Raw genomic sequence first — 21,537 nt, forward strand, 5'->3', positions numbered from 1 at the left:
AAATGGAAATGACACATTTTACTCAGCAAACATTTCGGACGTTAATGGATTGCTTTGCGCGACCAGGCAAAAAAGAGGCAGTGCAACCATTGCATACTGTTGACGGACTATACCCTGAAACACTATCTGTTTTAATGACATTGCTCGATGGAGAAGTGAGCTTCCAAACGGTTGGTGAAGAGGAGCGACTGCAACGCGAGCTACGTGCATGGACAGGTGCTAAGGTGAACGAGTTTGGCGCGGCTGAATTTATCATTGTGCCTGCACAAGCGAAGTCGGAGCAGGTACTAGAAGCATTAGCGGTAGCAAAAATAGGAGATTTAATTGACCCGCAACAATCGGCTACATTCGTGATGGAAGTAGCGCAGGCGCAAAGAAAGACGGTATATAAATTAACGGGACCAGGCATTCAGCATCAGGAAGTAATGGAAATCGCATTATCTTCGGACATTGTGCAGCTACGTGCGAAGCGAAATCGCGAGTTTCCGCTCGGGGTCGATCTCATTTTGATTGATGAAGCAGGTAAGGTACTTGCTATACCACGAACAACGATGATGAAAGAGGTGAGCAACTAATGGCATATGTAGCAGTGCGAGGCGGGGCAGAGGCGATTGACGCTTCTTTAGAGCATTTGCAGTATGAGCGCGTCAAGCATGGTGCCCACGTATCCTTGCAAACGTTACAGGCAACGATGCGCGGCTTTTTAGATCAAGTGATGTCTGAAAGTAGCTTATATAGTGAACGTTTGGCTTCTTTAGCGATGAAGCAAAGTGAGGGGAATGCAGAGGAGGCCGTGTTTTTACTACGTGCCCACCGTTCCACGTTGCCACGGTTATATTATTCAACAGTAACGGATGCGCGTGAAATGTTTGTCCTACGACGCATTTCAGCTAGCTTTAAAGATATTCCAGGTGGACAAATATTAGGGGCTTCCCATGATTATTTACATCGTTTACTAGACTTTGAGCTGCTAGAGGAGACTGCGGCAGATGTTGTGCGAAAGAAAGCACAATTTGAGCAAATCGATCTACCTGAAGAAAGTGAGCTTCCTTTAGAGCATCTCCCAAAAGTCATGGATTATTTACGCGAAGAGGGCTTAGTGCGAGAGTTTCCATTAAATAATCAGGAGCCCAGCGATGTGACGAAGCAAGCAATGGCGTTTCCGACGAATCGTTCTCAGCGCTTGCAAACATTAACGCGAGGCCAAACGGGTACCGTTACATCCCTTGGCTATGCTGGTTTACGTGGCTACGGTGCATCCCATCCAAATGTGGGCGAGGTACGAGTAGGCTTACAACCAATTTATGTGGCATTAGAAGACGAGGCCGAACCCTACTATATTGGGGCCATTAAGCTGACGGAAGTAGAGTCCTTTATTCCCGTGGATGTAGATGAAGAAGGGCAACAAGTGTTGGAATTTGATATTGGCTATGGTGCATGTTTTGGACAAAACGAAACGAAGGCCATTGCGATGTCGATCGTGGACCATGCATTAGAGGTCGGAGGCGATTCGCCAATCCATGATGAAGAGTTTGTCCTACTTCACGTTGATATCATTGAATCGACAGGTTTCATTTCACATTTAAAAATGCCACATTACGTGACATTCCAAGCATTGTTAGAAAGAATCCGCAGCATCAAAAAGGAGGGGAACCGATGAGCTCAGTACCATTTGCCCTGTTAGATGAACAATCAAAGCGTGAAATCCGACGAGCTATTTTGAAGGGGATTGCGATTCCAGGCTACCAAGTACCATTCGCCTCACGTGAGCTACCGATTGCCCGCGGCTGGGGAACAGGGGGCTTGCAGGTGACACTTGCATTAATCGGGAAAGAGGATGTGCTAAAGGTCATCGATCAAGGCTCAGATGACTCCGTCAATGCGGTCAATATTAAAAAGCTTGTGACGAAAACAACCGGTGTAAGAACAACGATTCGTACACAGGATGCAACGCTTGTGCAATCACGTCACCGTATTCCAGAAGTACCATTGCGCCCGGATCAAGTATTAGTGTTACAAGTGCCAGAGCCAGAGCCATTACGTGACATTGAGCGAAGTGAATATAAAACAAAGCGCTATCATGCAGAAAAAGAATATAGCGGTGCGTATTTAATGTTATTTGAGCAAATTATGCGCTATAACCAAACGTCGCAAGGGGCGGATTATCCGGTACTCGTGAATGGTCGCTACGTGATGAATCCAAGTCCGATTCCGCGCTTTGATAATCCGAAAATCCATGAAAGTGAAGCGCTGATCCTTTTTGGGGCGGGGCGTGAGAAAAAGATTTACGCTGTACCACCTTACACAAAAGTAGAATCGCTTGCATTTGAGGACTATCCATTCGTCGTCGAGCAATTTGAAGGGAAGGCTTGTCGAGAAACGGGCTTAACAGGAGTCTATTTAGATGAGCTTACAGATGAAGTGACAGGGGAAACGTACTATTTGTGTAATGATACGAGTTATATGCAAGAAAAATTACAGCAAAAGGTGGCAACAAAATGACGCAGGAACAACCGGTATTAACAATTCGGCAGTTATCTAAGCAGTATGGCGATGGTTGTGCGCATTGTAGGCAAGAGGAGGCAAAGCTGGAAAAAAACTTTTGCCCTGTTTGTAAAACCGTCTATGCCTGTCGTAACGTTTCATTGGATTTATACCGCGGCGAAATAGTAGGCATTGTCGGGGAAAGTGGTAGCGGTAAATCAACCTTTATGAAAAGTCTTTATTTTGATGAAACCGTTACATCGGGCGAGGGCTATTTAACGGATTACGAACATGGCGAGGTCAATATTTTTACGGAATCGAGCCAAATGAAGCGCCATATTCGCAATACGATTTTAGGTATGGTGTACCAAAATCCGATGCTTGGACTGAAAATGGACTTTTCATCGATGAGTAATATTGCAGAAAAGCAAATTGCAGCAGGCAATCGCCACGTCCGGAATATGGAGGAGCGTAGCCTGGAGCTGTTACAGCATGTGAATATTCCAGTGCATCGAAGTAAGGAAGCACCGAAAAACTTCTCAGGTGGGATGCAGCAACGTGTGCAAATCGCCAAGGCGTTGTCTAATAATCCGCCGATTCTGTTATTAGATGAAGTAACAACTGGGCTCGATTTATCTGTACAGGCGGATGTTTTAGATTTAATCAAATCGATTCAGCGTGAATTAAATATTTCCATGATTGTCGTATCACATGATTTAGCAGTCATTCGCATGCTTGCTGACCGAACGATCGTTATGCTGAACGGGGAAATTATCGAGCATGGCTTAACGGATCAAGTGTTAGAGGATCCGCAGCATGAATATACACAACAATTAGTTTACTCATTACTGTAAGGAGGCACATCGATGCAGGCAATTATTAATGGAATTATTGTGACAGAAGAGCAATTTTTAACGAATCATATCGTATTAGTAGAGGGTAATACGATTCATGCGATTGTGCCAGAAGCAGATGTGGACTTACAAGGCATGGACGTATTAGATGCACGAGGTGGCTATGTGTCACCAGGCTTCGTCGATATCCATTCAGATTATATTGAAACGATTGTGAGCCCGCGTCCAACCTCTGTGATGAGCATGAACATTGGGCTACGTGAAAGTGAACGTATTTTAATGACACACGGCATTACGACGATTTTCCATTCTTTATCGTATTACGGGGATGATAAATATTCACATAAGGCAATTCGCAATCCAGAGAACGTTCAAAAATGTGTCGATGCGATTTACGCTTCACATGACGAGCCGCATTTAATTCGTCATCGCCTGCATGCACGTTTTGAAATTGATTCGATTGATCAAATTCCAAATTTAGAGCGCAATATTTTAGATGGCAAAGTGCATTTACTGTCATTTATGGATCATACCCCAGGGCAGGGGCAATATCGCAATCTTGAAATTTATAAAAATATTATGCGCGGCTATCGTTCGATGACAGACCAAGAGGCAGATGTGTTAATTCAGGAGCAGGCTGATAAGGCGAAAATGACACTTGATGATATTGAGCGTCTCAGTCGACTGGCGATTGAGCATAACATTGCGGTTGCTTCGCATGATGATGATGACGTAGCGAAACTCCAGCTCGTGCAATCGTACGGGACAACAATTAGTGAGTTTCCGATCACACTTGATGTAGCAAGAGAAGCGAAAAAAATGGGCATGCGAACGATTGCAGGTGCACCGAATATTTTAATTGGTGGCTCACACTCAGGGAATTTAAGTGCGAGCGAGGCGATTCAAGCGCAAGTTATCGATATTATTTGTAGTGATTATTACCCTCCGGCGATGCTCCACGGCATTTTTGAGCTCGTGACAAAATATGAGGAAGATTTACATCGTTTATTCCAATTAGTGACGATTAACCCTGCACGTGCGGTTAATTTAGATCATGAAATTGGCTCCATTGCGGTCGGTAAAAAGGCAGACCTATTAATTATTGAGCAAATGGAAGACGGCTATCCTGTTGTCACAACAACAATGGTGGACGGCAGCATTATTATGCAAACGAATTATCGCTAAGGGGGAGCACGATGTTAACTATACAAAATTTGCAAAAATCATTTACCATTCATCATTTACAAAAAACGTTCCCAGCACTCGATGGCATTTCGCTGCACGTAAAGGAAGGTGGCTTTTTAGGGATTGTCGGGAAAAGTGGTAGTGGAAAATCGACCATCCTAAAAAGTATTTACCGCACATATGAGCCACAAGCCGGGGAGATTCTGTTTCATTCAGAAGCCTTTGGGGAGATTGATTTATTGCAGGCGACACCTCGTCAAATTGTGTATTTACGCAAGCACGAGATTGGCTATGTATCGCAATTTTTAAATGTCATGCCTCGAACGACTGCCCTAGAGCTTGTGACGCAATCCCTATTGGATGTTGGGGTAGGACAAGAAGAAGCAAACGACGAAGCGAAAGCGGCCCTACGCCATTTTGATTTAGATGAAAAGTTGTGGAATAGTTATCCGAATAATTTTTCGGGTGGTGAAAAGCTACGTCTAAATATTGCTTGTGCGATTGTCAAAGAACCGCGCCTCCTCCTTTTAGATGAGCCGACTGCGAGCTTAGACCAGGCGTCAAAGGTCAAGGTACGTGAATCGATTGAAAAGCTCAAGGCACAGGGGACAACGTTAATCGGGATTTTCCATGATCTCGAATTTATGGAAGGGCTTTGTGATGAGGTCTTTACGATGACGAAATATATCGACAAGGAAGTGTTGGCGTGAAAATCGACTTGCACACGCATAGCCGTTATTCAGATGGCAGCGAAACATTGGAAGGGTTATTTCAGCAAGCAAAGGCAGCAGGGATCACACATCTAGGGGTAGTGGTAGTGGACCATGATACAACAGCCCATCATGCAGAGGGACGACAGCTTGCAGCACAGTACAATATCGCATTTATCCCAGGTGTTGAAATATCGGCCTATGACTTTCAGCGCCAACGCAAGGTGCATATGCTGGGCTATGGCTTTCAAGGTGAATGTCCGCACATTCAAGCTCTGTGTGCGCCACTTCTTGCACGCCGACATGCGCATTCCTTATGGCAAGTAGCACGCATACAGGAGGCGAGCTTCGCGTTAGACAAGGAGCAGGCACTCGCCTTTGCACGTGAAAGCGGCACGTTATATAAGCAGCATATTATGAATGCGTTGACAGCGGAAGCGTACGACGCGAAAAATTATCAAACATTGTATCGCTCCTTATTTAAACAGGCGGGGGTCGCGGCAGGCGATATTCGCTATGTGGATGCCTTTGCCGCCTTACGTGCCATTCATGCGGATGGTGGAGTGGCTGTATTGGCCCATCCAGGACAGCTCGACTCCTTTGATATCGCAGAAGAGCTTGTACGAGAAGAGCTAGACGGGATTGAGCTCATTCACCCTGATCATACCCCTTTGCATATGGAACGGGTTCAACAGTTGGCAGACAAGTATAGCTTAATAGTAACCGGTGGATCGGATTACCACGGTCGATATGGAGCTTCTGTAAAGCTAGGGCAATATACGATCCCTAGTTTACAAAAGCCAGCATTTATTAAGTGAATGTAAAGCATTATTAAGAAAAGTGCGAGGCTATTTTCAAGCGCTGTTTAGGATGGTTAAATGAGTCGTGTAGAGAGATTTGACAAACTATTTGAATGATAAGGGAGAAGAAAAAATGAACAAACGATGGTTATCAATTTTGATGGGCATAATGTTAAGTGTACTTTTTTTAGCTGCTTGTGGTTCTTCAAATGATGAAAAGGGAGCAGGAGAAACTAAGAAAGCAAAAGCGGATTCGGATGAGCCGCTAACTATGGTTTGGTATCCAAATGAATCAGGCTCTGACTTAGCTCCTTCTCGTGATGCTTTTAGTGCTATCTTCGAAAAGGCAACAGGTCGTAAAGTAGAACATAAATTAACGACAGATTATGCGATTGCCATTGAATCGATTGCAAACGGCAATGCACATATTGCTTTCATGGGAGCACAAGGGTATATCGAAGCAAAGGAAAAAAGTGCTGATGTAGAGCCATTAGTTGTACCATCAGGAGAGTCTGGTACGTTAGACGATGCGATCTATTATAGCCTGCTAGCTGTTCCAAAGGATAAGGCAGAGCAATATAAAATCAATGGTGATTTTTCGCTAGATGCAACAGAAGGCAAAAGCATTTCTTTCGTATCGGCATCTTCAACATCAGGCTTTAAAGTACCAGCAAGTTCAATTATTTCTCACTTTAGCGATAAAAATTTAACAGAAGAAGCATTAATGGAAGGCAATGAAGTATACCCGGATGTCCTATTCGGTGACTCGCACCAAGGCTCAGCGGTAAATATGCTAATGGAGCGCTCGGACATTGCAGCCTTTTGTAATACATGTGTAGAGGCATATGTGGAGATCGTCGATGGTGAAAAAAATACACCAGGTGCCGTATATAAAGTAAAAGACGATGCTGCAGCACCATTTAACACATTAGCTGGAAAAGAGTTTGTCCTAATTCAAGTAACGCCAGTATTAAATGCTCCATTCGTTGTGAATACATCGGTGTTAGCGGAAGACGAGGTTCAAACATTAAAAGAGCTGTTAATCTCAGATGAAACAGCAAATAATACAAGTATTTTTGTACCGGAAGATTCAGGCGGTTCAGCTCTATTCTATAAGGCAGCGGACGAGCGCTTCTTAGAAGTAGAGGATGCATGGTTTAACCCGATTCGTGAGCTGTCAAAATAGTATTCCAAAGGGCTTTTATCTCTCACGATAGAAGCCTTTTTTTAAAAAGCGAAGCACGCTAAAGACTTGCTATTAAAGGAGAGAACAGGATGTCTACGATTGTATTAGAAAGGCAGTCACAGCAGGCTGAATCCATCGTTACACCGGATAAGATACAGGCAAACACGATTTTGCAGCTAAATAAAATTATTAAAAGCTATGATCAAAAATCAGTAGTGTTAAATGGCATTGATTTTTCATTACACGAAGGGGAGTTCGTGTCCATCATCGGTCAATCGGGTGCGGGAAAATCGACATTGCTCCGTTGTATTAACCGTATGATTGAACCATCAAGTGGCGAAATTATTTTCGACCAGCAAGACATTACAACGTTAAAGAAGAAACAATTACGAAAGCAGCGTGCAAAAATCGGGATGATTTTTCAGCATTATAATTTGGTTTCTCGTCTGACGGTATTTGAAAATGTCCTACATGGTCGTTTTGGCTATAAGTCTACACTCCAGGGCGTGCTAGGTATGTATACAGAGGAAGAAAAGCTACTTGCCTTATCGATACTAGAAAAACTTGGAATGAAGGAGCATATTTATAAGCGCTGTGACCAGCTAAGTGGCGGACAAAAGCAACGAGTAGGGATTGCTAGGGCATTAGTGCAGGAGCCAAAGCTATTATTATGTGACGAGCCGATTGCGTCACTCGATCCGAATTCATCGAAGGTTATTATGGATCATTTAAAGGAAATTTCACAGTCCATGGGCATTACCGTGTTAGTGAATTTACACCAAGTAGATGTAGCTATGCGTTATTCTGATCGAATTATCGGGTTGAGTAAAGGGGCAAAGGTGTTTGATGGTGCACCAAACCAATTAAGCCAGTTTGCGATACGCGATATTTATGGATCAAACGTGGATGAATTAATCATGGAGTAATGCGGAGGGTATGATGACAGAGACGAATATTTTACGTATGAAAAAGTGGCGAATGACTGGGATATTAGTTGTTCTCATTGGATTAACGTACGGCTCAGCGGCTTTTACAGAGTTTAATCTAATCGACGGAATTAGCTCAATCCCGAGCACGATTGCTTGGATGGTTCAAAATTTAGTGCCATCAGCGCAAGCAATGGAAAATTTACCGAAAGTACTAGAACGCCTTTGGGAAACGATTATTTTATCGGTGATCGCCTCTACAACAGCAGCCGTATTTGCGTTATTTTTTGCGATGTTTGGTGCACAAACGACACAGTTCAATCGTTCTTTTGGCTTTGTAGCAAGGTTAATCGCATCGATTTTCCGCAATGTGCCCATTGTAGCGTGGGCCCTGATTCTCGTCATTTCATTTGGACATAATGTCGTGACTGGCTATTTCGCTCTATTTTTCTCAACGTTTGGTTTTTTAGTACGTATGTTCATTGAAACCATTGACGAGGCCAGCTCAGAAGGGGTAGAGGCATTAACAGCAACAGGCGCTACGTATTTTCAGATGGTGTTCAAGGGCGTGCTGCCAGATACAATGCCTCAGATGCTCAGCTGGGTATTCTATATGATTGAGACGAATATTCGCAGTGCCACATTAGTCGGGTTATTAACAGGTACAGGGATTGGCTATTTATTTGACCTATACTATAAGCGGCTCGATTACGGCATGTTAGGGCTGATTACTATCATGATCGTGGTGGTTGTGTTTGCTATTGAGTTTACATCGAATAAAGTAAGGAGGGCGATTTCATAATGGGAGTCACACCTTCATTAACCAACGTTAAAATGAGAAATGGTCGTATTAGAATCAGTCTAATAACGAAGGCAAATGTGATGATGCGCCTCGTGCTCTGGGCCCTATTGCTGATGACGGTGATCGGCCCATTCTTACTTGATTATGGCTCAATCGAGTGGGCAACAGCGATTTCATTAACGCTCGGGAATTTAAAAATGATGTTTTTAGAGCCGGCATTTCATCAAATTACATTTGCGACAGCGTTAAAGCAAATTGGCATTACGCTTGCGTTAGCCTTTTTAGCCACGATTCTAGGTGCAGTCGTTTCCTTTTTCCTGGCGATTTTTAGCGCAAAAAATTTAGCGCCTCCGTTCGTATCGAATGCAATTATTGCGTTTAATTCGTTTATAAGAGCCGTGCCTACTGTTTTATGGGTATTGATCTTTGCGATTGTTGCAGGACTTGGGGCAGTGGCGTGTGTACTCGGGATGATGCTGCACACGATGGCTTACTTAACGAAGGCCTATGCGGAATCCTTTGAGGAGCTAGATGAAGGCACGATTGAGGCATTACGTGCATCAGGAGCGAACTGGTGGCATATCATCGCCCATGCTGTCGTGCCACAGTCTTCATCATATATGGTATCGTGGACGTTCCTACGCTTTGAAACAAACTACGGTGTAGCAGTTGCCATGGGAGCAGCCGCGGCAGCAGGTGGTATTGGCTTTGAGCTCTTTATGGCGTCTGGCTTCTATTATGATTTACATGAAGTCGGGATGATTACGTATTGCGCACTCGTAGTCGCAATTATATTAGAGGTCGTATCCATTCGCATTAAACGAAGCCTAATGGCAAAATCATAAAAGAGCAATAGAGGTGGAGAAATGCCGAGCGCTTTCTTCACCTCTATTCTTTTTAGTAAAATGGCTTTATGGAGGAAGGTGGATGACGTGAAATTCTATACAATTCAAAGTAAAGCGGCATATGAACAGGCAGTGAAAACAGGAACGCTTTCGACATCAAAGGATTATGTTTGTGAAGATTTTTTATCTCCTTACGACTGGATGATCGGGCAGATGAAAGATCGAATCGGTCATAGGGGCACATATCCTATTTGGCTATGGACGGAGAAACGAGATTTGAATGATGAAGCCTTGCTCCCAAGCGGCACATCAGGGGTTCAAATTGAAGTGGAGCTTCCAATCGAGCAAGTATTGATGTCTGATTTTATGGCCTGGCATATTGTCTTAATGAATGAATTCCTAGCTTTAAACGAAGAGGAAGATGAAGAGTTCTCTGCTGGAAAATGTAGCATCACAAAAGAAGCGTCGTGGGAAAGAGTGTTTGATTTACAATTATTAAACGGGTCTGACTACTGGGCAGGGGAGCAAGTTATTCAGGTTACTACGGGTGAAATCAATGTATCCCAGTTTAAAGCAGTGGAGCATTTTATCGCAAAATAAAAAGAATAGAAGGAGTCTTACAATGAATGAATTTCATAGGGCATTAACATACATAAATGAACGGTTTTATGAGCCCAATAATCTCGTAATAAAAGACATTATGGAAGAAACTCAAAATGCGGAGTATGGGGCGGGGATATTTCAATTAAATTCTAAATCAATCAGGTTTCGAGTAGCAAAAATAACACCCACGAAGACCGGACAGTTTGTAGCCTTTTGGGAAAAGGATGATCAGAATAAAAATCAAGCATTTTCACTTGAAAAAGGAACGGATTTATTGGTCATTACTGTGTTCACTAATGATAAGCGTTTTGGACAATTCGTTTTTCCAAAAGAAGTGCTCTTGCAACACAATATCCTAAAAACAGCGACACAAAAAGGAAAGATGGCGATGCGAGTGTACCCTAGCTGGGATACGCCTACGAGTAAACAAGCAAGAGCAACACAAAAATGGCAATTACCGTATTTCGTTAGTCTGGAGGATGCGGATAGTTTAGACGTGCAGGAATTATTAAAGCTATACGCTAACTAATTGAAAGACTTTTCATAATGTGCCCCCGATTGTTGATCTGAGCATTCGCCAATCGATGTCAGTAAAATGGAGAAAAATTTTGAAGAGGGAAGATTTTTAACCGCAAAACACGAAAATGGCAGAAATCATATACAACTTATAAATAAATATGTGCCATACCATTTTTTCGAGCTGACACTTATTTTTATCTAAGTCGTATATCAAAGCTGCCAAATCGACGTTTGGGGGTTTTAAAAATGACGGTGATATTATTTACTGTTAAAAAAGTAAGTGGGATCTTTAAAAATTACAGCGATTGAAAAGAGCGTATTATTTTTAGTAGGGTTTGACAAACAAAAGGCTTATAACGGTTGTTTGGACCAGCAACGCATCACCTTCCAAATCAGCCCAATTCTGCTCGTTTTTCGCACAAAACAGCACGGATGCTAATAGGTCTTCATGCCTTGCACGAAACCCACTATAATAATTTTCGCTCACGCTATCAAAAAAGCCCCAAAAACAACCTCGATTTTCGTAACGAAAATGGGTGGTTTTGGGGTGAATTTGGGTTTTATATTACTCTTCTACTAAATAATGATAAATATCGTATTGAACTGGTTCATCTAATATCATATCCATAGTAACTACTGGATATGGTTGGCCCTTGTCAATTAGAGTCTCATTTTTTGCAGAGGATGGATCAACTTTGACTTTCCCTAGGTAATAGAAATCAATACCTTCAGCATTATCTTTTTTGACAAACAATAATACTTCTACATTCATTTTTGAAGAATGAATAATTGGTTGCATATCTTTAGCACTAATAGTTCGCTTTTTAGTGGAACACCATTTGAAAACCTCATTAGATAGGAATTCATCCATATACATTGCAGCTTCGTAATTTTCATCGTTTTTATGATAATTAACAAAAATAGGACAAACACCATTTCTAGCTCGTCCACCATTTAAAGTAGCTTCTTCATTCTTTGGCCAGTTTAGAAGGCGACAAACATCTTTACGTGAATACTTTTGATAATGTGTAAAGGGTATAAGTAAATCATATTTTTGACTTTTTTCTAATGCACAGAAAATAACATCGTTTACTAATTTTTTGAAGTATTCATTCTGTAACGAATTTTTAAACGGATTATTTAAAGAATAAACATTATCTATATTACTAATTAGCGGGTATGTTCCATATTTTTCTATTGATTGTGGAACATAAAAATCGAATGTCAAAATGTTTTCAGCAGATAAAATAGTTTCTTCGTCAATATAAGTTTTTCCTTCAATTAAAAGTTGAATATATGTATCTTTAGATATAGATTCTTGTTTAATTAAAGATTTTAAGAGTATGATTTCATGTATTCGTTTTCCATTTATCAATTCATTTGTAATAAAGGATAAGACTTTTTGTTGATATTCGTTTAAAGATGGTTGTTCTTCCTTTGCCTTTTCTAAAAATGTATAATAATTTTTCTGTTTAACGGATTTAATTATCACCTCTGGATCTACTGAGTTATTTTTAATAAAATCCAATAACATAGGTACCCTGCCAATACGGTTTTTTATTTCCGTATATTCTTTTTTTAGGTTAGTAAAAGAAGTTAAGTTTTTTGTATTATTAATCGCCTCAAAAATTCGTTTCTTTGCAATTTCCTCAAAGTTAACTGTAGAGACACCCTGAATATAGTCAGTATTAACAGTATTTCGACGTACGTTATCTTTATTCATTGTTTTATCGCCAGAAAGGGCAATGGGAATTAAGAAGTTATTTTTATAGTTTCCGATAAAATCAATGACTGTAACATAATCTTTTTCATTGTGTTTTCTTAATCCGCGACCAAGTTGTTGAATGAATATAATACTTGATTGTGTTTGACGAAGCATCACTATCTGATTGATAAATGGTATATCAATCCCTTCATTAAAAATATCAACAGTAAGAATGTACTCTAGCTCACCAAATTCTAATAGTTGGATTGCTTTTTCCCGTTCATCCTGAGAGTGATCTCCAGTCAGAAAGGAAGTTTTATAGCCTCGTAAATTTAGAATGGCAGATAGCTCGCGAGCTTCTTCCTTTGAACTACAGAACATTAGCCCACGAACTTTATCACCAGAAAAACCATAGTAAGATATTTTGTCGATAATATGGTCTACGCGTTCTTTCGCAATTAATTTTTGAAGTGAAGCTGTTTCTGTAATAACTTCCTCACCCATTTCATAGTCAGTCACGCCAAAGTAATGGAATGGGCATAGCATGTCTTCCTCTAGAGCAGCCTGCAAGCGGATTTCATAGGCGATATTATAGTCAAAAAGCTCGAAAATATTAAAGTTATCTGTTCGTTCAGGCGTGGCAGTCATACCTAATAAAAACTTTGGCTCAAAATAGTTAATGATTTTTAAATATGAATCTGCACCAGCTCTGTGAACTTCGTCAATTAAAACATAATCAAAGTGATCTTTTGCGAATTGTTGTAAATATGAATCACGAGAGATTGTTTGAACTGTTGCAAATAAATAGCGAGCATTTAAGTCCTTTGAGTTTCCAGATAAAATACCGAAATCCTCATCATTACCACCTAAAATTTGACGATAATCTGACATCGCCTTTTTTAGAATTTGTTCTCTATGCACAATGAACAACATCCGTTTTGGACCAGCATTTCGAACATCAAAAGCAGATAAATAGGTTTTACCTGTACCTGTAGCAGAAATAATTAATCCTTTTGTAGCCCCTGAAGCTCGTAATGCTTTTAATTGAGCTAGTGCTTCTTCTTGCATTTTATTTGGTTTAATTTCTAAAGCATCTCGTAGTTTGTTAGTCGTATAAAGTGGTTGGGATCGAACAATTTGAGATGGAAACTGCTTCGGATTTTCAAGATTATATTTGACTTGATAATCGGTAATCCATTCTTCGGAGAGGGGTGTAGAAGCCTCCCAAGCCTCCTCAAATTGATTTTTAAAGTGATGTATTACTTCGCCATCCTCTAAAGAGGTTAAGAATACATTCCATTCAAAATTAGCCTTCAATGCACTGTCTGTTAAATTTGAGCTTCCAACAATAAGCGAATAGTAATGATCATGCTCAAAAATATAGCCTTTCGAGTGGAACCCTTTTGCACCAGATAGTCTCACTTCTACATTCTTTAATTTCAATAGCTCTTTAAACATTTTCGGCTGATTAAAGCTTAGAAATGTAGAAGTAAGAATACGCCCCTGAATGCCCTTCTTTTCAAGGTCATACAGCATCGTTTTTAATGTAGCTAGTCCACCTTCTGTAATAAAGGCAACAGAAAAAATAAATGTTTTACATGTTTTTAGCTCTTGTAAAAGTGTTGATAGAACATTTTCATGCTTTTTATTTGTAAGTAACTTCGGTTTAAATTGGGCAGAAACTGGTTTGTTTTGATCGATAAATCCTTTATGCAAAGAGTTCTCAAGTTTTTTCTTTAATTGTTCCATTTCTAAACCACCGACCTTCAATGATTATTTTTCAGATGCTAATTTCTCAACTGCTGGAATATCTGCTGGTGCAAAATCTAGAGATGTTAACAAATTACGTGGTACCCATTTTGTTTCCGCATGCTCTAAGGCAACAGGTACACCATTTAAAATAGTTGACTGATATGTTTCAAGGCGAACAATGACTTTTTCATATTCATAAGTTGTATCTTCTACCTTATTACCAACTGTTATTTCACAATTAAACTCTTCCTTAATTTCACGAGCAAGTGCCTGCTCAGGTGTTTCGTTTTCTTCAATTTTTCCACCTGGGAATTCCCAATAGTTTGGTAACGACATTTCAGGGCTTCTTAACGCACAGAAGATTTCTTTTTTGTCGTTTTCAATAATAGCTCCAACTACGTGCACTGTTTTTTTCATACAAATACCCCAACCTTTCCTATATAAAAATATTATACCGAACTCTTTTATAGCATGCAGCTTAAAGTAATGCATTACAAAATGCTTTACGATCTTTCAAGATCCTTTTAGTGTGTTCAGTAAAGGAGTGAGTGGAATGAAAGAAATTGTGATAACTATTCAACATGGATTAGTGACGAGTGTAATAGCTGAAGAAGAGGTTAAGGTAATCTTTATGGATTTAGATGGTGGGCATGAAGATCAAAAGGTCGTAATTAATGAGTGGCCTTACTATGTGGATGAATATATAGCTGATGTGGATAAAAAGGGTGTTAACGATATTAGAAAGGAACTAGATAAATAAAGATAATTAAGGAATTTTGGGTTAATTATGAATTATAATTAAATAATGTGAATGGTTAGAGGGATTTGAAGGATCTATCAATTCTATCTAGAAATATACAAAATAGAGGTGATATTTTTGCTGCAAATTGAAGATGTAGTTTTAATTAAAATAAATCGAAGTTATCGAGAGGGTATGACACCTAAAGAATTATATGAAGCGACAAGTCGTAGTTGGGTAGCTTCTCTTGAAAAGACAGATACACGTGATATTCAGTACTATTGTGCAGTTTATACAAATAAAATTATTGAAGTATATGATTTTGAGGGTTATGAAGAAGAGATACCGAAAAGAACGCCGTCTAGGTATATTTTACATGGAAAAGTTACAGACCATGAAACTCGAAATAAATTACTTGGTCTAGATGTTAGTTCTATTCATAAAGGTTCAGGAAATCCTATTAAATATACTAATTTAGATGTGCTTTTAAGCATTGATAATGAGAATGAAGAAGGTGAAGTAATAGTGGATAATGTTCACTTAGAAAACCTCCCTTCCCACACCCACGCCTACCTAACCTCCCGAGGCTTCCTCTATTCCAAGGAAAACATCGCGAACCTATACCTCTCCCTCCGCAGTAAACCGTTCGTTATTATTTCCGGTATTTCGGGAACGGGGAAGACGAAGATTGTGCAGTTGTTTGCGGAGAGTGTGGGGGCAACGGAGGAGGATGGGCAGTTTAAGTTGATTTCGGTGCGTCCGGATTGGAGTGATAGTTCGGACTTACTTGGGTATAAAAATTTGCAGGATGAGTTTGTGGAGGGGCAGCTGACGGAGATGGTGAAGCGGGCACATGATAATCCGCAGCTTCCGCATTTTGTTGTGCTGGATGAGATGAATTTGGCGCGAGTGGAGTATTATTTGAGTGAGTTTTTAAGTATTATGGAGAGCCGCCGAGTGGGTGAGGATGGAGAAGTGGTTTCCTCGACACTTGTGACAACGAATGATAGGGAGTTTTCGTTGCCGAATAACTTGTACATCATCGGGACGGTGAATATGGATGAGACGACGCATCCGTTCAGTAAAAAGGTGCTAGATCGTGCGAATACAATTGAATTTAATGATATTAGATTAACCAACTTTGATATGTTTGAGCAGGAAACAGAAGAGGTAGCTGCAGTCCGTGTAGGGAACGAGCAATTTGAATCAAAGTATCTGTATTTAAAGCAGGCTTATCCACAAAATAAGGAGCTTGTCCAAAAAGTTTCAACACAGCTTGAGTTAATTAATCAACAGTTACAAACAATTTATGCACAGGTCGGCTATCGTGTACGTGATGAAATTTGCTTCTACATGCTGTATAACGATGAAATGAATTTGCTTTCTGAAAACGAAGCCTTCGATTTTTGTGTGATGCAAAAGATTTTACCGCGTATTTCTGGTGCGGATTCGACTGTAGAAGACTTGCTCAAAAACTTATTTGAGCAGTTTGCAGGAGAAGCATATGAGAAGGATAAAGCAGTGTCAGAAGATGCACCTTATCCACGTAGTGCTAAAAAAGTGGCGGAGATGCTGAAACGATTACATAAAGATAGCTTCACGTCATTTTGGATATCGTAAGGAGGAGATACCATGCTCCAAACGACAAAAGAAATAGAAATATTAGTCATTGAGACGACGGAGGTAACCGTTGTATTGAAAGGGAAACTCGACACAAGAAAGCATCGTTCCGCATCGGGGTTCATACCGATGACATTTTCTACAGATGCCATCGATGCCGATGTGCAAATATATCATACGGAAAGAGAGCAGTTAACACCTTTTGAGCCGAATACAATGGCACCGATTTTTTTCGAGAATGGCAATTATGAGCTCATTATTTTGCCTCCACCGAAAACGAAGGATATTTTTAGTTTTTATCATGAATATGAGCCCTTTCGAAATGCCGTCACCAAGCTTTCAAGGTCAGATATTTTAACTGGGAATCTTCATTTTCGAAATGAAGTCGGTTTATCGACGATGGAGATCCACAAAAATGGTCAGAAGCTTTTTTCATTCACCATTGAAGTGTTTCCGACAAAGCTGGATTATCAAAAGGATTATACGGCGCTACTCGATGAAGTGAATGCAGAAATTTATAATTTGGCGTTTAGTTTTATTCGTCGTACTCATTTACGTGCAAGTCGAAAGCAATATAAAGAACCGTCACTGACTGAGTTTTATCGTATTTTGAGGGAGCATTTTGATGAGTACATAAAGGCAGTTAATAATGTTGAACGGTTTCCACATCATAGGCTTGTGACAACGTATGAGGAAGTACGCGGCGACCGTTTGCGTAAACAGGATAGTAAGGGACGGGCGTATTTACGTAAGAATGCACATCGCTTTGTGGATGTGGCGAATGGTTTGCCGTTAGCGAATCGAACGGTGATGCCGGAAAAAGGCTTGCTCGTCAAGAAGCAACAAACCCATGATACACACGAAAATCGCTATGTAAAATGGTCGATGCAACGAATTCGGGCGCGGGTTGGTCATGTAAAGGAAGAAGTGTTGAAATCGTGTAAAGCTCGAAAAGTGAATCCGGATCGGGCATTGCTACAGCTGTTAGAGCATATGGAGCAAAGAATCTGTGTTCATTTACGAAAACCCCTATGGAAGCAGGTTGGGCAGCTCGACCGTTCTGTATATAGTTTAGTCATGCAGATGGGAACGGGCTACCGGGAAGTCTTTCAAATCTATGCTATTCTTTCACAAAGTCTTGTGCTGCACGGGGATATTTATAAAATGTCGGTTAAGGATATTGCGACACTTTATGAATACTGGACATTCCTCAAGCTCGGGCAAATTTTAGCGAAGAAATGTATTGGCTTAGAGCAGGATATTGTAAGGGTGGACCGTGGTGGCTTATATGTGAGCTTAAAGCAAAATCAAACGGCTACTCGTAGGTTTAAGCACCCAATAACAGAAGAAGAGGTAACACTTCGCTATCAATATAATACGGGGAACAGTTTGCCTACAGTGCGGCAAAATCCAGATTCGATGCTCAGTATTGCGAAGAAGGGGAAAGATTATTTATTCCAATATATTTTTGATGCGAAGTACCGGATTAATGCAGAGGGGCAACCTGGACCAATGGAAGAGGATATTAACACGATGCACCGTTACCGGGATTCGATTGTCGTGAAACAGGGTGGTAAATACGAGCGAACGGCTTTTGGGGCATACGTGCTGTTTCCTTGGAATAATGAAAAGGAGTACCGTAAGCATCCACTATATGAGAGCATTGGGGAAGTCAATATCGGAGGTCTTCCGTTTTTACCGCATCACACAGGACTTGTAGAAGAAGTCATCGATAATTTACTGCATAAAAACGCCGACGAATTGCAACGTGAAGGTATTTTACCAAGAGGTGCAATGAGCTATTTGCAGGAGCAGGAAGGCACCGTGCTTGTTGTGCATGAAAGAAATATTGTGAATCCGGAGGCATTAGTAGAGGATTCCGTTTCTACATTTATCACGTTAGAAAATGAATCATTGCCGGAAGGATACGAGGCTGTTAAGCAGATAGCGATTGGCAAAGATCAAGGAGTGCATACGATTACGAATGCTCAGTTTATACAAAGTAATGCAACCGAAGTGAAGTTTTATTTAGACCATATAGAGTCACATACGCTGCTTTTGAAAGAGCCTTATGAATGGGTGACACCTTTTATTGTTGATATAGAAAGCTTTGATTTGGCAGATGAGTTTGTGGAGCTTTTTGTCCAAGGAAGAGAGCTTGAATTATTAAAGATGTTCCGCCGTATTTCAAAAGACGTACAAGTGCAGTTAGATCAGCATCAAATTACTGGCACGAATAGGGTGGTTAGATTTATTGTAGGGGATAAAGCCTTCGCTCTTCAGGAGGATGCACTTGTTTGTGATGGCTTAGAAATTGCGTATGCCGAACGCCCTTTATATGAAATTTTTGAGCGAGTGACAAAGATTTTAGGCATTTCTACTTTAGGGTAGAGATGCTTTTCTTTTCATTGTTAACCATCCTTAAGCTATCAACCGTTAACAGCCGGAAAAACGCTAAGACACAGCAGCATATTTATGTGTTATTATCTTCCTAAATAAGGCAGTTAGTGGAGGGTTAATATGAAATTGGAAATTGGTGAATCACTCATTACTTCTTGGTTAAAGCACATAAAGAAATGTCAGGTTGTTCAAGCAAATTGGAAGCCATCAATTGCGTCATGGGAGCTGGAAAATCTACAGGAAATTGAACGTGTTGTTGGATTTGCAAGTGACTATTTTCAAAAAGAATATAAGATCGCTCTTTTTAAAAATTCGGCATCTATCTTACAAACGATTCGTCAGGCAGAGATTGATGTGCTCGGTATTGAGCTACAGCAAGGACAACTTCAAAAAATGTACGCAGTGGATGTGGCATTTCACGAGGGTGGATTATCGTATGGAAATAAAACAGATACAGCTGCTCGAATTGCTAAAAAAATACTTCGAACAGTTATTTGTTTATATGGCTATTTTCAAGTAAGAGAGGGAGAGATTATTTTCACATCACCTAAAGTACATAATAGCTATTTAGAAGAAATTCGGCCAGTGTTAGTGGCTATAGAAGGAATTTTAAAAACCTTTCAATTCAATTTTAGCGTTCGATTTATTGCTAATGAGAGTTTTGATGAAGAAATATTAACGCCGATATTAAATCACTCTTCTAATGTTGCGGATACTTCAGAGCTATTTATGCGAAGTGTACAACTGATAAAGCTATTCCATCCAATTTACGACGAGAGAACAGTGTCAAAGTCACCAGAAAAGCAACTACCTAAACCTAGAATGCGGGAGCAGAATACCATACCTACAGTTCCTGATAGACCACCAACTGTAAACGCTATTTCAACGGAGTACTCTGGAAAGTTCAGCAACCGCCCTACGATGAAAATAGGGGAACTTATTCAAACAGCCTTTCCTTTTATGCTAAGGCATGGTTTATTATCTTCTGAAGACATTGAAAGATTAGCAGATGCTCGGTATAGTAAGCAGACATTTGATATGAATTTTCCAGTATTAAAAGAGGTCACAGTGACAGCTAATATTAACCAGCAAATAATGGATCAACAAGGTTATGTTCGATATTATAAAAAAGGTTTCTATGAATATAATGGTAAAAAATTTGCCTTAAGTTCACAATGGTATGACCGTATGCGAGGTAAATTGGAAAAATGGTTGCGAGACAGAGGTGTATAAGTGATATATCCAGAACTATTTTTGCAATTTTAGCACACGTAACGGAGAGCGGCGACTCCAGCGGGATGAGCTTGAGCTGAAAGCCCCGCAGGAACGAAGTGACGAGGAGATTGAAGCCAAGCCCGCGGAAAGCGTCCGCTCGGAGTGTAGTGTGCGGTGCATATAGCACCCCCCCCGATTTTTTATACTCAACCCATAAAAATATCAATATGCTATAATTTAACAAAATTAACCATAGGAAATTGAAAAAGTAGGGGGAACAATCATGATCAGAAAGCTAAACAGCAAGGACCACGAGGCAGTAATGGCGCTTATTAGTTCTAAGCCTGCAGAAAATCTCTTTATTATTGGGGATATTGAAGCGTACGGTTACGATTCAGATATTCAGGACATTTGGGGACAATTCCAAAATGATCAGTTGGTTGCCGTGCTGTTACGTTATGATCAAAACTATATTCCATACTGTGAGTCTACTTATGATGTGCAAGGATTTGCTGACATTATTAATCAAAATCCAAATCGGGTGGAGATTAGTGGCTTAAAGCATTTAATCGAGCCTCTGCATCCGCTTATTCACAGATCGGTTAGAAGATATAGTGAAACGTATTATGCGAAATGTACAAAATTAAGCTATGAAATAGATGAAGAAAGATTCCAACATACGCATTATTTATTGCCTTCCTCTTATCAGGAAAATATCGAAATGCTAAAGTCTATACCTGAGTTTGCACAAGGGACGTTTAGTGTCCAAGGGAGGGAGCGAGCTGAACAGTATAAAACAGGTCGAACGTATACTGTACGAGATCAGCATGGTGTTATGGTTGCCTCTGCATCGACCACAGCAGAAAATTCCCAGTCTGCTATGATTGTAGGCGTGGGGACGAAACCCGGGTATGAAAAAAGAGGGTATGCAACACTATGTATGGAAAAGCTCTGCAGTGAATTATTAGGGGAAGGAAAATCTCTATGTTTATTTTATGATAATCCGGCGGCGGGAAGTATTTATAAGCGATTAGGATTCGTAGATATCAGCATGTGGACAATGGTTCGCTATGAAGCGCAATAAACGCCAAATAATAAGTACCCTATCATTTTTAGATAGGGTACTTGCTTGAGTCGCCGCCTTCCATACCAATCAACGACTATGGCAGCGTTATAAATTCGAGATAGAGCC

Annotated in this window: 20 protein-coding genes; 18 read left to right on the forward strand and 2 right to left on the reverse strand. The window is 40.4% G+C overall.

The window, feature by feature from the left end:
- Positions 1 to 2 precede the first annotated feature (2 nt).
- From phnH to V4T18_RS13255, 13 genes are all read left to right on the forward strand, one after another.
- The gene (phnH, locus tag V4T18_RS13195) at positions 3 to 575 is read left to right on the forward strand and encodes a phosphonate C-P lyase system protein PhnH (RefSeq protein ID WP_332650043.1); all 573 of its coding nucleotides are present in this window, start codon (positions 3 to 5) and stop codon (positions 573 to 575) included.
- Positions 575 to 1,660, forward strand: a complete 1,086-nt coding sequence (locus V4T18_RS13200) for a carbon-phosphorus lyase complex subunit PhnI (RefSeq protein WP_332650045.1) — start codon at positions 575 to 577, stop codon at positions 1,658 to 1,660. The genes phnH and V4T18_RS13200 overlap by 1 nt, the downstream gene beginning before the upstream one ends.
- Positions 1,657 to 2,502: an alpha-D-ribose 1-methylphosphonate 5-phosphate C-P-lyase PhnJ gene (locus tag V4T18_RS13205; RefSeq protein ID WP_332650046.1), complete on the forward strand. Its 846-nt coding sequence runs from the start codon at positions 1,657 to 1,659 to the stop codon at positions 2,500 to 2,502. Before V4T18_RS13200 ends, V4T18_RS13205 begins: the two co-directional genes overlap by 4 nt.
- Positions 2,499 to 3,338, forward strand: a complete 840-nt coding sequence (locus tag V4T18_RS13210; RefSeq protein WP_332650048.1) for an ATP-binding cassette domain-containing protein — start codon at positions 2,499 to 2,501, stop codon at positions 3,336 to 3,338. The genes V4T18_RS13205 and V4T18_RS13210 overlap by 4 nt, the downstream gene beginning before the upstream one ends.
- 12 nt (positions 3,339 to 3,350) lie before the next feature.
- A complete protein-coding gene (gene phnM / locus V4T18_RS13215; protein ID WP_332650050.1) occupies positions 3,351 to 4,523 on the forward strand; it encodes a phosphonate metabolism protein PhnM in 1,173 nt (390 codons plus the stop codon).
- 11 nt (positions 4,524 to 4,534) lie between these two features.
- Positions 4,535 to 5,233, forward strand: coding sequence for a phosphonate C-P lyase system protein PhnL (phnL, locus tag V4T18_RS13220; RefSeq protein ID WP_332650052.1), 699 nt, complete (start codon positions 4,535 to 4,537; stop codon positions 5,231 to 5,233).
- Positions 5,230 to 6,051 (forward strand): PHP domain-containing protein, encoded by an 822-nt coding sequence (locus V4T18_RS13225; protein WP_332650054.1) that lies wholly within the window; start codon positions 5,230 to 5,232, stop codon positions 6,049 to 6,051. The genes phnL and V4T18_RS13225 overlap by 4 nt, the downstream gene beginning before the upstream one ends.
- Positions 6,052 to 6,166: 115 nt before the next feature.
- The gene (locus V4T18_RS13230) at positions 6,167 to 7,219 is read left to right on the forward strand and encodes a PhnD/SsuA/transferrin family substrate-binding protein (protein ID WP_332650056.1); all 1,053 of its coding nucleotides are present in this window, start codon (positions 6,167 to 6,169) and stop codon (positions 7,217 to 7,219) included.
- An 89-nt stretch (positions 7,220 to 7,308) separates the two neighbouring features.
- Positions 7,309 to 8,145, forward strand: coding sequence for a phosphonate ABC transporter ATP-binding protein (phnC, locus tag V4T18_RS13235; protein WP_332650058.1), 837 nt, complete (start codon positions 7,309 to 7,311; stop codon positions 8,143 to 8,145).
- Positions 8,146 to 8,158: 13 nt separating this feature from the next.
- Positions 8,159 to 8,947 carry a PhnE/PtxC family ABC transporter permease gene (locus tag V4T18_RS13240; RefSeq protein ID WP_332650060.1) on the forward strand — a complete coding sequence of 263 codons (789 nt, stop codon included), beginning with the start codon at positions 8,159 to 8,161 and terminating at the stop codon, positions 8,945 to 8,947.
- Positions 8,947 to 9,792, forward strand: a complete 846-nt coding sequence (locus tag V4T18_RS13245) for a PhnE/PtxC family ABC transporter permease (RefSeq protein WP_332650061.1) — start codon at positions 8,947 to 8,949, stop codon at positions 9,790 to 9,792. The genes V4T18_RS13240 and V4T18_RS13245 overlap by 1 nt, the downstream gene beginning before the upstream one ends.
- A gap of 87 nt (positions 9,793 to 9,879) precedes the next feature.
- Positions 9,880 to 10,392 carry a DUF3841 domain-containing protein gene (locus tag V4T18_RS13250; protein ID WP_332650063.1) on the forward strand — a complete coding sequence of 171 codons (513 nt, stop codon included), beginning with the start codon at positions 9,880 to 9,882 and terminating at the stop codon, positions 10,390 to 10,392.
- Positions 10,393 to 10,414: 22 nt separating this feature from the next.
- On the forward strand, positions 10,415 to 10,924 hold the full coding sequence (locus V4T18_RS13255) for a MepB family protein (protein ID WP_332650065.1): 510 nt from the start codon (positions 10,415 to 10,417) through the stop codon (positions 10,922 to 10,924).
- A 555-nt stretch (positions 10,925 to 11,479) separates the two neighbouring features.
- Here the strand turns inward: V4T18_RS13255 and V4T18_RS13260 are convergent.
- A complete protein-coding gene (locus V4T18_RS13260; RefSeq protein WP_332650066.1) occupies positions 11,480 to 14,368 on the reverse strand; it encodes a DEAD/DEAH box helicase in 2,889 nt (962 codons plus the stop codon).
- A 24-nt stretch (positions 14,369 to 14,392) separates the two neighbouring features.
- Positions 14,393 to 14,788, reverse strand: a complete 396-nt coding sequence (locus V4T18_RS13265) for a (deoxy)nucleoside triphosphate pyrophosphohydrolase (protein ID WP_332650068.1) — start codon at positions 14,786 to 14,788, stop codon at positions 14,393 to 14,395.
- Between the two features lie 136 nt (positions 14,789 to 14,924).
- Between V4T18_RS13265 and V4T18_RS13270 the strand changes: the two genes are divergently transcribed.
- The 5 genes from V4T18_RS13270 (at position 14,925) to V4T18_RS13290 (ending at position 21,429) form a co-directional block, all read left to right on the forward strand.
- Positions 14,925 to 15,131 carry a hypothetical protein gene (locus tag V4T18_RS13270; protein WP_332650070.1) on the forward strand — a complete coding sequence of 69 codons (207 nt, stop codon included), beginning with the start codon at positions 14,925 to 14,927 and terminating at the stop codon, positions 15,129 to 15,131.
- A 117-nt stretch (positions 15,132 to 15,248) separates the two neighbouring features.
- Positions 15,249 to 16,730: an McrB family protein gene (locus V4T18_RS13275; RefSeq protein ID WP_332650072.1), complete on the forward strand. Its 1,482-nt coding sequence runs from the start codon at positions 15,249 to 15,251 to the stop codon at positions 16,728 to 16,730.
- Positions 16,731 to 16,742: 12 nt separating this feature from the next.
- Positions 16,743 to 19,121, forward strand: coding sequence for a restriction endonuclease-like protein (locus V4T18_RS13280; protein ID WP_332650074.1), 2,379 nt, complete (start codon positions 16,743 to 16,745; stop codon positions 19,119 to 19,121).
- Positions 19,122 to 19,250: 129 nt separating this feature from the next.
- A complete protein-coding gene (locus tag V4T18_RS13285) occupies positions 19,251 to 20,363 on the forward strand; it encodes a hypothetical protein (RefSeq protein WP_332650076.1) in 1,113 nt (370 codons plus the stop codon).
- Positions 20,364 to 20,628: 265 nt separating this feature from the next.
- Positions 20,629 to 21,429, forward strand: a complete 801-nt coding sequence (locus V4T18_RS13290) for a GNAT family N-acetyltransferase (RefSeq protein WP_332650078.1) — start codon at positions 20,629 to 20,631, stop codon at positions 21,427 to 21,429.
- Positions 21,430 to 21,537: the final 108 nt, after the last annotated feature.

Origin of the sequence: Lysinibacillus sp. 54212, assembly GCF_036662795.1 — a bacterium.
Lineage (GTDB): Bacteria > Bacillota > Bacilli > Bacillales_A > Planococcaceae > Lysinibacillus_B.

What these genes read in the sequence shown, in the direction of transcription:
- V4T18_RS13265 (WP_332650068.1), bottom strand. Translation starts at nt 14,788, where the DNA reads ATGAAAAAAACAGTGCACGTAGTTGGAGCTATTATTGAAAACGACAAA.
- V4T18_RS13245 (WP_332650061.1), top strand. Translation starts at nt 8,947, where the DNA reads ATGGGAGTCACACCTTCATTAACCAACGTTAAAATGAGAAATGGTCGT.
- phnM (WP_332650050.1), top strand. Translation starts at nt 3,351, where the DNA reads ATGCAGGCAATTATTAATGGAATTATTGTGACAGAAGAGCAATTTTTA.
- V4T18_RS13280 (WP_332650074.1), top strand. Translation starts at nt 16,743, where the DNA reads ATGCTCCAAACGACAAAAGAAATAGAAATATTAGTCATTGAGACGACG.
- V4T18_RS13270 (WP_332650070.1), top strand. Translation starts at nt 14,925, where the DNA reads ATGAAAGAAATTGTGATAACTATTCAACATGGATTAGTGACGAGTGTA.
- phnH (WP_332650043.1), top strand. Translation starts at nt 3, where the DNA reads ATGGAAATGACACATTTTACTCAGCAAACATTTCGGACGTTAATGGAT.
- V4T18_RS13255 (WP_332650065.1), top strand. Translation starts at nt 10,415, where the DNA reads ATGAATGAATTTCATAGGGCATTAACATACATAAATGAACGGTTTTAT.
- V4T18_RS13210 (WP_332650048.1), top strand. Translation starts at nt 2,499, where the DNA reads ATGACGCAGGAACAACCGGTATTAACAATTCGGCAGTTATCTAAGCAG.
- phnC (WP_332650058.1), top strand. Translation starts at nt 7,309, where the DNA reads ATGTCTACGATTGTATTAGAAAGGCAGTCACAGCAGGCTGAATCCATC.
- V4T18_RS13230 (WP_332650056.1), top strand. Translation starts at nt 6,167, where the DNA reads ATGAACAAACGATGGTTATCAATTTTGATGGGCATAATGTTAAGTGTA.
- V4T18_RS13240 (WP_332650060.1), top strand. Translation starts at nt 8,159, where the DNA reads ATGACAGAGACGAATATTTTACGTATGAAAAAGTGGCGAATGACTGGG.
- phnL (WP_332650052.1), top strand. Translation starts at nt 4,535, where the DNA reads ATGTTAACTATACAAAATTTGCAAAAATCATTTACCATTCATCATTTA.
- V4T18_RS13290 (WP_332650078.1), top strand. Translation starts at nt 20,629, where the DNA reads ATGATCAGAAAGCTAAACAGCAAGGACCACGAGGCAGTAATGGCGCTT.
- V4T18_RS13285 (WP_332650076.1), top strand. Translation starts at nt 19,251, where the DNA reads ATGAAATTGGAAATTGGTGAATCACTCATTACTTCTTGGTTAAAGCAC.
- V4T18_RS13260 (WP_332650066.1), bottom strand. Translation starts at nt 14,368, where the DNA reads ATGGAACAATTAAAGAAAAAACTTGAGAACTCTTTGCATAAAGGATTT.
- V4T18_RS13200 (WP_332650045.1), top strand. Translation starts at nt 575, where the DNA reads ATGGCATATGTAGCAGTGCGAGGCGGGGCAGAGGCGATTGACGCTTCT.
- V4T18_RS13205 (WP_332650046.1), top strand. Translation starts at nt 1,657, where the DNA reads ATGAGCTCAGTACCATTTGCCCTGTTAGATGAACAATCAAAGCGTGAA.